The organism is Paenibacillus sp. 01T443, from assembly GCF_056398325.1.
Window position 1 is genome coordinate 173,383 of record NZ_JBFTPE010000004.1, and the last position, 14,839, is coordinate 188,221.

Here is a 14,839-nt window from a genome sequence, read left to right on the forward strand (position 1 = left end):
GCTGCTCTTTGCCCAGGCGACCGGCCGTATATTCCGATGCTCCACCGTGGTTAGCCCACTTCCGTCGCCAGTTACATCGGAAACCGTATATTGTATTTCCATAATAGCCGAAGAGGCTCGAAAAATCAATCCATATCAATGGGACAAACGCGGAATTATCTTTTGGTAAGCTTGTCCAGAAGTTTAACGAGCGCATCCTCAATTTCATTCGCGCTGCTGTTATAAATGGAGAGCGAGCCTCCAAACGGGTCCACGATGTCGAAGCTTGGAATTCTGCGTTCCAGCTCCAGCAAACGGCTTCTCTCCCCCGATGTCAGCTGCTGGCCCAAAGCCTGCTTCATATGCAGCTCCGTATACAGGCGCTCCAGCTCTTCGATATCAGCGAGCACCCGGGCATCCTGATTCGCATATTCCTTCAGCGTATAGGTTTTGTCTACCGCTTCCGGATGCCATTGCAGCAGCCCGCGCTTATGATTAGACGTCATTGTCAAAATAATATCAGCCCAACCGACCGCCTCACTTGTCAGCGCAAGCGATGTGCTCTTATGCTCGATATCCCGCTGTTTAAGCGTCTCCACCGCATGGGCCGACACCGGCAGACCATCGATCGTGGATATGCCCGCGGAACGAACCGCAACCGTAATGCCTCTCAAAGCAGCCATCCTGCGCAGCATAGCCTCCGCCATCGGCGAGCGGCATGTATTGCCAGTACAAACAAATAGTATACGTTTCACAATGCCAACTCCTTTTTGCACGCTTTTCCAAGCTGTCTTTCGCTTAAAAAATAAACAAAATGCCGAAAATAAACAAAATTCCGCCGCCTACAGCCTCGCCGTATTCACCGAAATTGCCGCTAACTCTGCGGCCGATCATTAAGCCAAGTATGGACATGAGCCCACCCAGCAGCCCAATCAACAAAATGGTCGTCCACATATTGGCCGCAAACATGCCGAGCGTAATGCCGACAGAGAATGAATCAATGCTGACACTAAGCGAGAGCACGAGCAAGCCCCATAAGGATTTGTGGTCAAAGGACTGTACCGCGTCTCCTCGCAAGGAGCTGTATATCATATGCCCGCCAAGCAGCACCAGCAAAATACCTGCAGCGGTCGTAGCTACATCGCCGAGCAAAACGCCCACATACTGTCCCGTATAGATGCCTGCCAGCGGCATTAGAACATGAAACAAAGCGATAACTATGCCCAGCTTCAAAATATCCAGCAGCCGAATGCCCTTTAATCCTATGCCAAGTCCGAGCGAAAAGGCGTCTAAGCCCAGCGCTAACGCAATAATAAGCAGCGTCAAAAACTGCCCGGCATGCAAATGTGCTTCAACCRCAGTCTATCTCCCCCATGTCCGCCTGGTTTCTCTACCAAACATATGCGGGCATGGGGACAAACATACTTATCACAAACATACTTAACATAGTTCAAACTGTAACTGAAGTCATTTCCGTTTCAATACCAGCACAAACACCAGTGCCAGTGCCAGCGAACGCCAATATTAACACCAGCACCAGCGCCGACACCGACGCCAACACCAACATCAACGCCAGTACCAGTAACAGAAACAGTAGCAGTAACAGTAACAGTAACAGTAACAGTAACAGTACCAGTACCAGTACCAGTACCAGTACCAGTACCAGTACCAGTACCAGTACCAGTACCAGTACCAGTACCAGTATCAACACCAACACCAACACCAACACCAACACCAACACCAACACCAACACCAACACCAACACCAACACCAACACCAACACCAACACCAACACCAACACCAACACCAACTAATTCTACTGCAGTTTCTACAACAGAAACCTGACATGGTACCCGACAAATTGAGCTACGTTGCAGAAAGTACAACAGAATTCCCTCAACACGCCACAAAACTGCCCCGAGACATGCTTTCTATTGCAGAAACTGCATTGCAGCGAGATAACGGGTGATCGAGCGGTAGTTGCATTGTACTAAATGCAGTGTAGAAGCATTAGGCAGCTCTTGAATTGAGACGATATTACTCTTAACCCATGCGCCAGCTCCAGCCTGAATGATTACTTCTATACACGAACGATTCGATTACCGGCTGCCTTAGCCAGGCGGTTCATCAGCGCGGCACCAATGCCCTGCTCGCTGCTTCCTTCCGCCCAAATTCGTTCAGCGCCAACACTGTCTAGCTCCCGCAGAGCCGCATACAAGCGATGGGCGGCAGCGCCCAGCTCCGCTTCGCTTCCTAACGACAATACATGGTCAGCCGTGTAATCGGCTAATCGCTCCTCGAATGCCAGCACGCCAGTAACTTTCCCGGCCCGGTTTGCGGCATCTACTTGTGCATGAATATAAGCGATTACGGCCCCCGGATCGCCTTGTACAAGCACAAGCTCCCCTTGCGGTGCGTAATGCGTATATTTCATGCCGGGGGAACGAGGCGCTGTCTCAGGCTCCTCTATCGAGGCGCTGTCGATTCTCGCTTCCGGTACCGCCTGCTGCAGTGCTTCACGCGTAATGCCGCCCGGACGCAAAATACGAATGCCAAGCTCGCCTTCCAATTCAATAACCGTCGATTCCAAGCCAACACCCGTCGGTCCGTCATCCACAAGGCCGTCTACGCGTCCATCCAGATCCTCCAGCACATGCTCCGCCAGCGTCGGACTCGGTCTACCCGAGCGGTTCGCGCTTGGCGCGGCAATCGGGCAGCCCGCTTGCTCAAGCAGCGCAAGCGCCGTCCTGTGATCCGGAACCCGAATGCCTACCGTAGACAGCCCTGCCGTCACAAGGGGCGAGAGCACCTCATCGCGAACAGGCAGCACAATCGTAAGCGGTCCCGGCCAAAAGCGGTCCATAAGCACAGAGGCCAGCTTAGGATATGGGAGCACCAGCTCATCCAGTTGCTTGCGGTTCGCGATATGCACAATTAGCGGGTTATCCGAGGGACGCCCCTTCGCGCTGAATATCCGTTCCACGGCGGCAGTGCTCCGAGCATCCGCACCAAGCCCATAGACCGTCTCTGTCGGAAAAGCGATAAGTCCGCCCTCCCTTAGCCAAGCAGCTGCCTCCCTGAGCTCCGAACCCAACTGTTCCTCATTCGCCTGCTTCACGCGCCATACTTTCATTATCGTCATCTCTATCCTTCAATCCTTGCTCTCATAATAAATTATCCATTCTCCCGCTATTATAGCATAAGCGTCCCTAAACAAGCGTAAACGGCTTTCGCCGTCCTATATCGGCAAATGCTTGTTTCGCGGTGAAATATATGAATCCCGATAAGTTTCGGAAACTTACTATCCTTTATATTTTGAACAAAAAAAGTCACGTCTTCGGCTTGCAAGACGTGACTGCCATTCCTTATGAAAACAATGATTTAATCCAATTGATAAGCGATTCGATGATCTCCCAAAGGAAAAACTTCGCTTCCGGCGCTTGGCCTTCCGAAGCTGCCGCTGTCGTTTCAAGCGCTGCCGTTTTCACTGGAGCCGTATCCGCCTTCAGCGCATCACCCTCAGCAGAATCGGAAGCAGCAGCAGAAGCTGCCGATGCCTCGCCGCTTGCTGCGTCGATGAAGCATAGAGGAGGGAACAGCACGCACCACCAATTTTGGCCGCCGCCTTCGCCTAGCGTAATCCGGAGCGCTTCATAGTCGCCGGCTGGATAAACCTGATTGCCGTACATTTTCGTAGGGAATGGCACCATGCCAAGCTCTGCGTGCGAGCCGTATTCAAAACCGCGGCTTTCCAATACCTCCGCAGTAATCCGTTCAATTTCGGGCATATTGGCGAGAATCGTCTGACGTGCTTCCTCAATCGTCTGAGGACCTGTTACCCAGCTATTCATCGCTTTAACGATCTCATCCCGAACAAGGCGTTTTACGACTTGGTCAGCGGGATTATCGGAATTGGCTAATATACGAAGACGGATGGATTCCTGCGGGATTTGGCCGCCAGCGACCGCCGCGTCCATTTGCTGGGCTTCCCAGCTCATTATTAAGAGAATAAGTGCAAATATAATAAAACCATAAGATTTACGGTAACCAAATTTATTGGAACGAACGGATTTGGATGATGGTAATTCCTCAACATTGGAATAAGAATGAATGGAATAATGGCTGGACATACACACAAGCTCCTCTCGTCGCACCCGTCAGTGCGTCTGCTTGCGTTCCGGAACGTATCTATCCGTCATTATGTCCGCCAATCGGAATATATAAACCTAGCAAACTATCTTTTTTAAACGTAAACGATTCTAGCCGTCCTCTGGCGGAAAAAGATAGATTCGTGGTGAAATAAAAGAATCCCGGTAAGCATCGAAATTTTATAATTTCATATATTTGTAAAAAGAGCTTTCGTTTATAATTAAAGAAACAACTTGACGGCATTTGCATTATTGACGCTCCTCTATTTTGCAAAAGACAAGGATGGATCTCTGATGGATTTCGAAAAAACCTATGCCGCTTATCGCCCCCTGCTCCATTCCATCGCCTATCGCATGCTTGGCACATTCAGCGAAGCCGAAGATCTGGTTCAGGACGTATTTGCGGATTACAGCCTGCTTGACGCTAGTGACATACATAATGAAAAAGCCTATCTTGTCCGGATGGTAACGAACCGATCCATTAGCCTCAGCCAATCTGCGCGCAAAAGGAGAGAGGTATATGTCGGCCAGTGGCTCCCGGAGCCGGACGTCGGCCACATGGTCACGGACCATGCGGTCATGGACCCTGCCGAGCTATACGTTCAGCATGAATCCATTTCCTATGCCCTGCTCGTTATGTTGGAGCAGCTCTCCGCTGTAGAGCGGGCAGTATTTGTCCTCCGGGAATCGCTTGCCTATGATTACGATGAAATTGCCGCTTGCTTACAAAAGACGGAAACGAATTGCCGCAAAATTTACAGCCGGGCCAAAGAGAAGCTGCAAAAGGAACGAGAGCTTCTGCCGGTCAATACCATGAAAGCCGAGCCGCTCGTCGTTACCTTTATGGAGGCCGCCGCGACAGGCGATTACGATAAACTGGTTGCGCTTCTGACCGAAGAGGCGGTACTTGTCTCCGATGGAGGCGGCAAGGTACGTGCGGCTATCTTCGCGATTATCAGCAGGGCTCGCGTCATGGCCTTCCTGCAGGGAGTGATCCCGAGAACCTTCCTTGGAGACGGCCACCGCTTCACTGTCGTCAACGGGCAGGCCGGTGTCGTTATCATGAAAGACGGCAAGCCGCGAAGCGTGATTAGCTTTCAGCTTGATCCGGAAAATCAGCATATTGAGCGGATTTTCGTTATGCTGAACCCCGATAAGCTAAAGCATGTCCTGGCCGAATAACTTTTTTTACGGAATCATTCTTTTCCTGTCACAACCGAGCGCACTGCTTTGTCTTAGATCATGAAGACATGCAAAACGGCCGAATGGCCAATAATTCGGATGATAGAGGAGAATGAAAACCATGGCAGAAAGAACCGTAATTGCAAAAGAAATTCCCGCCGCTTATCAAGCGATGCTCGGGCTGGAGAAATATTTGGGCACGACGAGCATCAGCAAGGAGCTGAAGGAGCTTATCAAAATTCGCACTTCGCAAATCAACGGCTGTGCCTACTGCATCAACATGCATACCAAGGATGCAAGAGCACTCGGCGAGACCGAGCAGCGGATATACGCTTTGAGCGCTTGGCGCGATACGCGTTATTTTACGGATGCGGAAAGAGCGGTGCTTGCCCTGACGGAATCCGTTACGCTCATCACGAAGGAGCATGTGCCGGATAGCGTATACGAGGAGGCTGCCCGCCATTTCGACAGCAAGCAGGTCGGAGAGATTATTATGGCCATCATCACGATCAATGCGTGGAACCGCATTGCGATCAGCACGAATATGATGCCGGAGTAAGTGATGCTGGGTGATGAGAGCTAAGGCTGCTTGTTTGGATCGAGTAATGGTGTGCGAGTGCGACTGCGAAGCAAGCGGGAGGCGAACGGAAGTGGAACCGGGCAACCTTAGGGCAAGATTACAGAAATAATTGTATTTGCGGCTCCCGCTTCCCGCGATACATTTGCGTTGATGCAGTAATATGGTAGGGATGAACGGAGACAGTCGGCATTCCGCCTGTTCGCTCGGGTATACGAACGGATTAGATGGAATTTCTCCTGTTAAAAATCGGAATAACCTAAAGAATATTGATTTAACAGGAATTTCTCCTGCTAAATCCTAAGCTGCGGAAAAATATTGCCGGTTTTCAGCATTTAGCATGAGTTTTTCCTGTTATTCTTTATGAAATCAAAGATTTCCGAGAATTAGCGGTAGTTTTTCCCGTTAATTATTTCCGGAAGCACCCTGACAGAACCAGAGGGACCAGCTTATTATTCGAAGTCCTGTATTTAAACTCAAACCTGAATAAAATTGGCCCTGTAATTTACAGTGGCCACTACACGAAAAACCTATTGCAAGCAGCGTAAGCGAGGCTTATCATATCCGGCAATTCGAGAAGCATGCAGCGAATGCGCGGCTTATGATTGCAGGCAATCCGAGAAACAAGCAGCCAAAGCGCGGCTTATGATTGACGGCAATCCGGGAAGCAAGCAGCCGAAGCGCAGCTCTTATGATAGCCAGCAATCCGAGAAGCATGCATCGAATGCGCGGCTTATGATTGCAGGCTATCCGAGAAGCAAGCAGCCAAAGCGCGGCCTATGATTGCCGGCTATCCGAGAAGCAAGCAGCGAATACGCGGCTTATGATTGCCGGCTATCCGAGAAGCAAGCAGCGAATACGCGGCTTATAATAGCCGGCAATCCAAGAAGTAAGCAGCGAAAGCGCCGCTTATAATTGCCGGCAATCCGAGAAGCAATCCGCCAGCCGGGCGTTCCGAAGCGGAAGGCCTGTACGGCATCAGCTCCAGCTCATGCCGACAACTTTTAAATATAAGCTTCTATTCAGCCCTTAAATACAAAAAGAATGCCCCGAAAGTCTGTGCGCTTTCGGGGCATTCTTTTGTTTTCCGCGCCATTAGCGCGACTGCGTTGCGATGACATGGCGCTCGATGCCCGCGTAATCGCTGATGATGCGGATGTCATCCCAGCGGTCGAGCGCCCGCAGCATCTCTGCAACGATACGAGGCTGGCCCATGCCGAGCTCGAACGCGACGATGCGGGGCATCTGCGCAAGCAGCGGAAGCTGCTCGATCATGCGGCGGTATGGCGTAAGCCCATCCGCCCCGCCTTCCAGCGCGAGATGCGGCTCATAGTCACGCACCTCGCGCTGCAGCCCTTCCATGTCCGCCGACGGTATGTACGGCGGATTGGAGACCAGCACGTCGATGCGAAGCTCGCCGTGCGGGGGTTCACTCTGCTCATGCCCAGGTATGAAGGGCATGAGCAGGTCGCCCTGCACGAGCGTCAGCCGGTCCGCCGCTTCATGGCGGGCGGCGTTCGTGCGGGCGACTGCCAGCGCGTCCGGCGATAGGTCGGACGCGCACACGCGCCACGCGGGACGCTGCGAAGCTAGCGTCACGGCGATGGCGCCGCTGCCTGTGCCGACGTCGACCACCGTCGGCGCAAGCCCCTGCGCGGCTGGCCAGAGCTGGTCTGCGGCCTCAAGCACCGCCTCCACGAGCAGCTCTGTCTCCGGGCGCGGAATGAGCACGGCCGGCGTCACCGTGAACGGCCGCCCGTAAAACCACTGCTCGCCGATCATATATTGCACGGGCTCGCCCGCCGCTTTGCGGCGGATGAGCGCTTCCCACTCCGCAATCCGCTCGCTTGGGAAAGGATCTCCGCCGTCGCGGAGCAGCGCGGCGCGGTCCATGCCGAGCAGATGCATAAGCAGCAGCTCGGCATTATTGCGAGGCTCCTCCACCGCTTCCGCTTGTAATATCGAGGTCGCCTGCAAGCTGGCCTGCCGAAGCGTCAATGGCTCTTTAAACCACCGCTCCCCTGGTTGCTTGCTCATTTCCGCATCGTCCCTTCAAATCCAAATTCTATCCCGTAAAAGGCGCACCGCAGCATAACCCATTTCTCAGTCATCCCCAACACGGCCTTAAATGCCCGTAACCTAACAAAACGCCGAACCTCTGTCTGCTTATCGAAAGCAACCAGCGGTCCAGCGCCATTTTGTTAAGCCATTTCACGTTCCATAATATCGGCTTGCTCTGCAATCGTCAGGGAGGAAATAACCTCTGACAAGTCTCCGTTCATGACCGAATCCAGCTTATGCAGCGTCAATCCGATACGGTGATCCGTCACGCGGCTTTGCGGGAAATTGTACGTACGGATACGCTCACTGCGATCTCCCGTTCCAACCTTGCTTTTGCGCTCGCCGGCATATTTCGCTTCTTCCTCTTGGCGGCGAACATCAGAGATCCGAGCACGAAGCACGGCAAGTGCCTTCGCCTTATTTTCGTTCTGCGATTTGCCATCCTGACAAGTTGCCATAATGCCCGTTGGGACATGCAGCACGCGTACCGCTGATTTCGTCGTATTAACCGACTGGCCGCCTGCTCCGCTGGAGCAGAACGTATCGACACGAATATCCTTATCAAGAATTTCAACCTCTACATCTTCAACCTCCGGCATAACCGCTACCGTCGAAGTCGATGTATGAATCCGTCCGCCGGATTCCGTTACCGGAATACGCTGCACGCGATGCGCGCCGCTCTCGAACTTCAGCTTGCTGTACGCGCCTTTGCCCGTAATCATGAAAATAACCTCTTTGAAGCCGCCAACGTCATTCTCGCTGAAATCCATAAGCTCTACGCGCCAGCCTTGCGTATCCGCAAATTTCGTATACATGCGGTAAAGCTCGTATGCGAATAAAGCCGCTTCGTCGCCGCCTGCCGCGCCGCGAATTTCGACGATAACGTTCTTGTCGTCATTCGGGTCCTTCGGCAATAAGACGATACGAATTTTCTCATCAAGCTCCGCTTGGCGCTTGCTGAGTTCGTCAATCTCCATCTTAACCATTTCACGCATTTCGTCATCGAGCTTCTCTGCCTGCATCAGCTTGGCATCATCAAGCTGCTCGGTAACTTGTTTATATTCCGTAAAGGCTTCATATGCCTCTTGTAAATCTGACTGCTCCTTGGAAAGCTCTCTAAGCCGCTTGGGATCACTGGATACATCCGGATCACACAACAGCTCACTCAGCTTCTCATACCGGTCTGCGAGTGCTTGTAAACGGTCAAACACGATCATTCACCTCTATTTATTCCATTAGGATAATGTTTATTATACCATACCAGCGGATTTCTATCGACTGCTGGTTTGGATTAACAGCTGGCAATCCGCGCCCAAATTGCGATATCGCTATAATCTTCATATGTTCGCCAAGCATCTTTGGTTACCCCAAAGACAAGATCAAGCCACAACAAAGCCCCGCAAGCGCCAAACAGCACTTACAGGGCTATAGCATTGCCAAATCATTTACACGTTAAAACGGAAGTGGATAACGTCGCCGTCACGCACAACGTATTCCTTGCCCTCGAGGCGAACTTGCCCTTTCTCGCGAGCCGCTACCATGGAGCCGGCTGCTGCAAGATCGGTAAAGGAAACAACMTCAGCGCGAATGAATCCGCGTTCGAAGTCGGTATGGATAACTCCAGCCGCTTGCGGCGCTTTGGTTCCGCCGCGAATCGTCCATGCACGGACCTCTTGTACGCCTGCCGTAAAGTAAGTGTACAATCCCAGCAGCTTATAAGCCGAGCTGATCAAACGGTTAAGACCTGACTCCGACATGCCGAGCTCTTCAAGGAACATCTCCTTGTCTTCGCCCTCAAGCTCTGCAATCTCCGCTTCAACCTTCGCGCTGATCGGCACAACATCCGCGCCTTCAGCCGCTGCGAATTCACGTACCTTTTGCACATACTCGTTGCCGTCCGAATTCGAAACCTCTTCCTCGCTTACGTTAGCGGCATACAATACCGTTTTCATCGTAAGCAGGTGCAAATCACGAACGAGCAGTTTCTCATCGTCGCTCAGCTCAACGCTGCGCGCCGGCATGTCGTTATACAATGCTTCTTTAATGCGCTCCAGCACTTCGATCTCTTGGGCAACCTTCTTGTCTCCGCCCTTGAGATTTTTACGGGAGCGTTCGATTTTTTTGTCAACCGAATCGATGTCCGCCAAAATAAGCTCCAAATTAATCGTCTGAATATCGCTGATCGGATCTACTTTACCCGATACATGCGTAATATTCTCATCTTGGAAGCAGCGTACAACGTGAACAATTGCGTCTACCTCGCGGATATGCGCCAAAAACTTATTGCCAAGCCCCTCGCCCTTGCTCGCGCCTGCAACCAGACCGGCAATATCAACGAATTCAAAGGCTGTTGGCACGATGCTCTTCGGAACGACAAGCTCAACCAGCTTGTCCAGACGCTCGTCCGGTACTTCAACAACACCAACGTTAGGATCTATAGTACAAAAAGGATAATTGGCGGATTCTGCTCCTGCTTGCGTAATTGCGTTAAACAAAGTCGATTTTCCGACGTTCGGAAGACCTACGATTCCAGCTTTCAATGCCATGCGATAAGACACCCCTATTTTCCCGAAAGTAAACAACTCCAGCTATTATACCCCAGCATCACCTACATTGAAAGTGTAACCCGCTGGCAGGAACCACTTTCATCCGGCCAAGCGTAAACGGCTGTCGCCGTCCTCTGGCGGCACAAGCTCGTTTCGCGGAGATAGATAAGCACATTTATAAGTGAAAACTTATAAATTCTTATATATTAAAAATAAAGCAATGCCGGCAAGATGCCCCTTCTTCACATTTGGAGCCCGCAAGAGAATGATTAGCCCGGCTGCGGAAATACTACGGAAGCACTGGCTTATGTATGAGCGCTTCACCAATAATTACGATGAGGAGATGAGTTAATGGAAAACAAAAAGCATAAAGGAAACTACAAAGGAACAACGAATATGCACGCAAAAAACCAGGATATGGCTTTCGTTAACGATACGATCGAAGATACGAAGTCTACATCTAACTACACCACAAACAATAAGAAAACAGACTAGCTCTTGCCCTTGAAGCAGTAAAATGGCCTGGCATCCCCTTAACGAGGTGATGCCAGGCCATTTGCCGTTCGCGCTACATTCTTATCGGGGCTTCCTTCAGCTCTGCGCGGGATTGCAGGTACCGGAAGAAGGCTACCGATGCTTCGCCGCGCGTCACCTGTTTCTTAGGCAGAAACTTGCCGTCTGCGAGGCTCATGATTTTCAGACCGACGACGATAGCCGCCTGACCCTTATGCTCAATTTGCGCGGAGTCTTTGAATGTCGCTTTAAAAATATGATCGTAATTCGCAAGCGCATTATAACCTAAAGCGCGCACGATTAGTTCAGCCATCTCGTCACGTGATACTTTGCCGCTCGGATTAAACGAGCCATCGCCCACATCGATTAGATTTTGCTCCAGCGCGGATTCAACATATACGAAATAGCTGGAATCAGCAGCGACATCGTTAAATGAAGCCTTGGCATCTGAGCGATCGGCAGAACCATAGCCCGGTGATTGGCCGCTGCTTCTTGCGAGCACCAGCATCTTGATCAGCTCGCCGCGAGTGATCGGCTCATTCGGGCGCACCTCGCCATTTTTGACATCGAGCGCTTTATAGGCAACCATCAATTCCAATTGGCGCTGCGCCCAGTGCCCTTCGATATCCTTTGCCTTCGGCTTCTCCAGCTGCGTAGCCTCGCCGGTTTCCCTATTGCGCCAGCCGCCCGTCTCCGCATCCAGAAATACCGATTCATCGATCAGACGAGGCACCAGCTGGTATACAAGCTCTGCTTCTGTCTGTGTCTGGACCTCATCGCCATTGATTTCGCCCGATGCCACCATCAGGTTATATTTCTCAATCGGGATCGGCTGCCCGTTCCAAGAAAACTGCTGCACTAACCGGTACGTAAGCTGCGTGCGGTAGTAATCCAACCAACTGGAGACAGCCTGCTCCTTCTTGATTAAAGCCGGTGCTTGCGCCGGGTATTCAAAGCTCGAAAGGTAAGCATCAAAATTAACCGTTTCTCCCGTACTCGAATCGATCGCAACATTAATGTTGTCATAATTAATGACTGCGCCGTGGATTTTGTGAACAAAGCTAAAATAGTACTGACGATTATCCCCTGCGTTAATTCCCTCATACTGCTTGGGATCAGGCTTAACGAAATAAAGCTCATCCGTTAGCCAAGGCAATTGCTTCTTCACCGCTTCTACCGCGAAAGCAGAGGCTTGCTCCAGCGACACCTTCGGACTGCCGGCTTGCCCCTGGTCATTGTACGAATAGATATAGAAGCTGCGCACGGTTCCCGTACGTCCGTCCACAGAAGCGGAGGCTGAGCCAATTTCTTTACCGTCCTTCTTTATGGACCAATTCAAATGCCAGTACGCTTCCATCACGCCTGTGCTCTCATTTATTTGTTCACTGTAGTTGGAACCGTTCAATTCCGCATCAGCGGGAAGCTTAAAAGCAGCCTTAGCCGCATCTGCCGCCTGCTTCTCGGTTACGGCCCCCGCTTTAGGCATCTCGCCAAGCGGCTTCTCTGACAGAGGCGTATCAGAAACCGTTCCCGCCCTGAAAGACGGAAAATTCGCTTGTTCCTTAAGCACGCCCGATGCAGCATCTATAGCTATAGGCGAAAGCTCATAGCTAAGCAGCGGCTTTCTTTTCCCCTGTGCATTGTAAGGCACGATATAGGTTAGCTGCGGAACCGCTGCGGCACGAAGCTTCTCGCTTGCCTGCACCGCTGTTAGAAGCGCATCGACCTTCGGAAACTTGATCGTATCATCCCATTGGAGCGAGTACCTGCGAACATGCCCTTCGCTGTCCACCTCAAGCTCTATGTAGTTGTCTACGTAGGGAATATCATTCACCACTCGGTCATAACGGAGCCGGTGTAGCACCTCGCCCGTCAGCGGAGGAAGAAGCTGAAGTCCGTATTCCGGATTATATTGAATACTGTCTTTGTATTTGGCTGCTATGGCGTTGATGAATTTTAGCGCGATTTGCTGCGCGTCATCCCGCTCTACCTTAAGCGGATAAGTCGGCTTAGCAGAGGGATTATCGGTGTAAGAGTTAAATTCGAGCAGCTGCCCGTCATCCGCATGAATACGAACATAAATACTTCCTAAATGCTTACCGTTAACTTTCTTGACGAAGTCGAGGCCCCAGGCATTGCGTTTGCCGCCTGCCAGCATTTCCATAGAAAGGTTAGACCCTTGCAGCGTATACTCCTTAGGAATGCTGACATACTGCCTGGCCAATGCCTCTGCTTTCTCCTTCGTAATGGCTACATTAACCGGAGCCGCAAAAGCTTCATCCACCGTATCTCCTCCTGACGCAGACGTAGATACCGCCTCCGCTCCCGCAGGCCTGCTAACGCTTTCGGCAAATGCCGATGCAGGCAATACGCTCATGAGCATCGCTGCGGACAGCATGACCGCAAGCTTTTTGCTGTTCTTTTTCTTCACTGCTTCACCCTCCAATGCTTTTCCAATTTATTCATAAATTAGACGCATCATACATGAAGGAAGTTGCAGGCCGTATAAAAAAAGACTGCGTCGGATATGGATCCGCCACAGTCTTTCCTTATTCCTTATTTCATCGGCTGTGCGGTTTTTCCGCGTCCGATAGAAGTCTTGATTTTTTGCAATAAAAACACGCCTAACCAGCTCGATAGAATGATAAAAAGCGGCATGACGGTAAAATTGTAACGGTACTCCGGAACGAATACGAGCCGGATCAACGACATAATGATGATGACTACCGCGAGCATAACCGCTGGATGTCTCCATCTCCATATTAGAAGCAGCAGCGGTATGAGACTGCCGTATACAATGAATTGATGTACATTATGTCCTTTTGGATATACCGTATATCCCGGCTGATGCCCTGATCCAAAGAACATCCGATTATACGTATATTCCAGCTTGCCAACCGTATACCACTTCACATATTTCCAGGTTTGCTGCGTAAAGCCCGCCTTGATCCGTGCCCATGCATATTCATTTTGCGACATTCCGTTTTGAACGACAATTTTGTCAGTATAATCCTTATTCGGATATGTACCCGCTTTAAACGGATTCGATTGCGAAGCCGTCAATACAAATTCGTTCAAGGTTACCACATTGCGAATCCACCATGGCAGCATCGTAGCCGATAAGCAAAGACCCGTAATGATGCCTAATAAAGCAACTTTTTTGAAAATCGCCCAATTCGACTTCCTCGAAATCATCAGGTCCGTTCTACGGCTAAACCATCGCTGAAGAAGAAATACTCCGTATAACGGCACAAAAATAGGCAAGAACTCCGCTCTTACAAGCACCGTTAAGCCCAAAAGCACACCGGCAAATGCAGCATCGCGCTTCCGCTCTGTACGGAAAGCGTAAAGCTGCATGGCTAGATAAGCCATTAAGAAAAATAAGGCGAGTGTTTCCGTGAGCACTGCCCCGGTCGCCCAAATAAAGGGATGATAAATCGCACCGATGATTATCGACAGCATAGCCACCCATTTATTCCGGGTTGCCAGCATGGCAATAGCATAAATCAAAGCCAAAGAAGCAACGCTAATAAGCGCCTGAATCCATCTAATAAGCGGGTAGGGCTCTACATTGATCGCATCAGCAATCATATACGCGCCAGTCATAAATAAAGGATAACCCGGTGTCACCCTTGCATTCGAAACCTCTTCCTTATAGCCATAGATCCCTTTATCCAGCAGTCGATGCACCATTTCATCATAATACTTTGTATCATGCGATACCGTATGCTTTACGGAAGTAAGAAAATCGGCTCTTAAATAAAAGGCGAACATAAAAATGAGGACGATCGCTATCGTCCAGGTTTTGTTATTCCTAATCCATCCCACCAATT

At 50.8% G+C, this 14,839-nt stretch carries 14 protein-coding genes and 1 riboswitch; of the genes, 4 read left to right on the forward strand and 10 right to left on the reverse strand.

The genetic code is table 11. From position 1 onward, the window contains the following. Positions 1 to 3 precede the first annotated feature (3 nt). Positions 4 to 85, reverse strand: a riboswitch (ZMP/ZTP riboswitch). Between the two features lie 70 nt (positions 86 to 155). The 5 genes from AC1DLI_RS06935 to spoIIR form a co-directional block, all read right to left on the reverse strand. Next, positions 156 to 734 (reverse strand): low molecular weight protein arginine phosphatase, encoded by a 579-nt coding sequence (locus AC1DLI_RS06935; RefSeq protein ID WP_477600888.1) that lies wholly within the window; start codon positions 732 to 734, stop codon positions 156 to 158. Between the two features lie 43 nt (positions 735 to 777). Beyond that, positions 778 to 1,323 (reverse strand): manganese efflux pump MntP, encoded by a 546-nt coding sequence (locus AC1DLI_RS06940; RefSeq protein ID WP_477600890.1) that lies wholly within the window; start codon positions 1,321 to 1,323, stop codon positions 778 to 780. 134 nt (positions 1,324 to 1,457) lie between these two features. Then, positions 1,458 to 1,865, reverse strand: a complete 408-nt coding sequence (locus AC1DLI_RS06945; RefSeq protein WP_477600891.1) for a hypothetical protein — start codon at positions 1,863 to 1,865, stop codon at positions 1,458 to 1,460. Positions 1,866 to 2,059: 194 nt separating this feature from the next. Further along, on the reverse strand, positions 2,060 to 3,121 hold the full coding sequence (locus tag AC1DLI_RS06950; protein WP_477600893.1) for an L-threonylcarbamoyladenylate synthase: 1,062 nt from the start codon (positions 3,119 to 3,121) through the stop codon (positions 2,060 to 2,062). A 223-nt stretch (positions 3,122 to 3,344) separates the two neighbouring features. Next, on the reverse strand, positions 3,345 to 4,109 hold the full coding sequence (spoIIR, locus tag AC1DLI_RS06955) for a stage II sporulation protein R (RefSeq protein WP_477600895.1): 765 nt from the start codon (positions 4,107 to 4,109) through the stop codon (positions 3,345 to 3,347). Between the two features lie 312 nt (positions 4,110 to 4,421). On the opposite strand from spoIIR, the gene AC1DLI_RS06960 reads away from it, so the two are divergent. From AC1DLI_RS06960 to AC1DLI_RS06970, 3 genes are all read left to right on the forward strand, one after another. Further along, positions 4,422 to 5,309 (forward strand): RNA polymerase sigma-70 factor, encoded by an 888-nt coding sequence (locus AC1DLI_RS06960; protein ID WP_477600897.1) that lies wholly within the window; start codon positions 4,422 to 4,424, stop codon positions 5,307 to 5,309. Positions 5,310 to 5,430: 121 nt separating this feature from the next. Continuing rightward, entirely contained in the window at positions 5,431 to 5,868 is a 438-nt protein-coding gene (locus tag AC1DLI_RS06965) for a carboxymuconolactone decarboxylase family protein (protein ID WP_308995279.1), read from the forward strand. A 528-nt stretch (positions 5,869 to 6,396) separates the two neighbouring features. Beyond that, the gene (locus tag AC1DLI_RS06970; protein ID WP_477600899.1) at positions 6,397 to 6,669 is read left to right on the forward strand and encodes a hypothetical protein; all 273 of its coding nucleotides are present in this window, start codon (positions 6,397 to 6,399) and stop codon (positions 6,667 to 6,669) included. Between the two features lie 312 nt (positions 6,670 to 6,981). Here AC1DLI_RS06970 and prmC read toward each other — a convergent pair whose 3' ends face one another. From prmC to ychF, 3 genes are all read right to left on the reverse strand, one after another. After that, positions 6,982 to 7,923 carry a peptide chain release factor N(5)-glutamine methyltransferase gene (gene prmC, locus AC1DLI_RS06975; protein WP_477600901.1) on the reverse strand — a complete coding sequence of 314 codons (942 nt, stop codon included), beginning with the start codon at positions 7,921 to 7,923 and terminating at the stop codon, positions 6,982 to 6,984. Between the two features lie 164 nt (positions 7,924 to 8,087). After that, the gene (gene prfA / locus AC1DLI_RS06980; protein WP_477600903.1) at positions 8,088 to 9,158 is read right to left on the reverse strand and encodes a peptide chain release factor 1; all 1,071 of its coding nucleotides are present in this window, start codon (positions 9,156 to 9,158) and stop codon (positions 8,088 to 8,090) included. Positions 9,159 to 9,392: 234 nt separating this feature from the next. Continuing rightward, a complete protein-coding gene (ychF, locus tag AC1DLI_RS06985; RefSeq protein ID WP_477600905.1) occupies positions 9,393 to 10,493 on the reverse strand; it encodes a redox-regulated ATPase YchF in 1,101 nt (366 codons plus the stop codon). 351 nt (positions 10,494 to 10,844) lie between these two features. Here ychF and AC1DLI_RS06990 point away from each other — a divergent pair, with 351 nt between their 5' ends. Beyond that, complete coding sequence (locus tag AC1DLI_RS06990) at positions 10,845 to 10,988, forward strand: hypothetical protein (protein ID WP_308995283.1); 144 nt, start codon at positions 10,845 to 10,847, stop codon at positions 10,986 to 10,988. Between the two features lie 73 nt (positions 10,989 to 11,061). Here the strand turns inward: AC1DLI_RS06990 and AC1DLI_RS06995 are convergent, their stop codons facing one another. After that, positions 11,062 to 13,437, reverse strand: a complete 2,376-nt coding sequence (locus AC1DLI_RS06995) for an S-layer homology domain-containing protein (RefSeq protein WP_477600908.1) — start codon at positions 13,435 to 13,437, stop codon at positions 11,062 to 11,064. A gap of 125 nt (positions 13,438 to 13,562) precedes the next feature. Beyond that, positions 13,563 to 14,834, reverse strand: coding sequence for a phospholipid carrier-dependent glycosyltransferase (locus tag AC1DLI_RS07000; RefSeq protein ID WP_477601188.1), 1,272 nt, complete (start codon positions 14,832 to 14,834; stop codon positions 13,563 to 13,565). Positions 14,835 to 14,839: the final 5 nt, after the last annotated feature.

What these genes read in the sequence shown, in the direction of transcription:
- prmC (WP_477600901.1), bottom strand. Translation starts at nt 7,923, where the DNA reads ATGAGCAAGCAACCAGGGGAGCGGTGGTTTAAAGAGCCATTGACGCTT.
- AC1DLI_RS06990 (WP_308995283.1), top strand. Translation starts at nt 10,845, where the DNA reads ATGGAAAACAAAAAGCATAAAGGAAACTACAAAGGAACAACGAATATG.
- AC1DLI_RS06950 (WP_477600893.1), bottom strand. Translation starts at nt 3,121, where the DNA reads ATGACGATAATGAAAGTATGGCGCGTGAAGCAGGCGAATGAGGAACAG.
- AC1DLI_RS06965 (WP_308995279.1), top strand. Translation starts at nt 5,431, where the DNA reads ATGGCAGAAAGAACCGTAATTGCAAAAGAAATTCCCGCCGCTTATCAA.
- AC1DLI_RS06960 (WP_477600897.1), top strand. Translation starts at nt 4,422, where the DNA reads ATGGATTTCGAAAAAACCTATGCCGCTTATCGCCCCCTGCTCCATTCC.
- spoIIR (WP_477600895.1), bottom strand. Translation starts at nt 4,109, where the DNA reads ATGTCCAGCCATTATTCCATTCATTCTTATTCCAATGTTGAGGAATTA.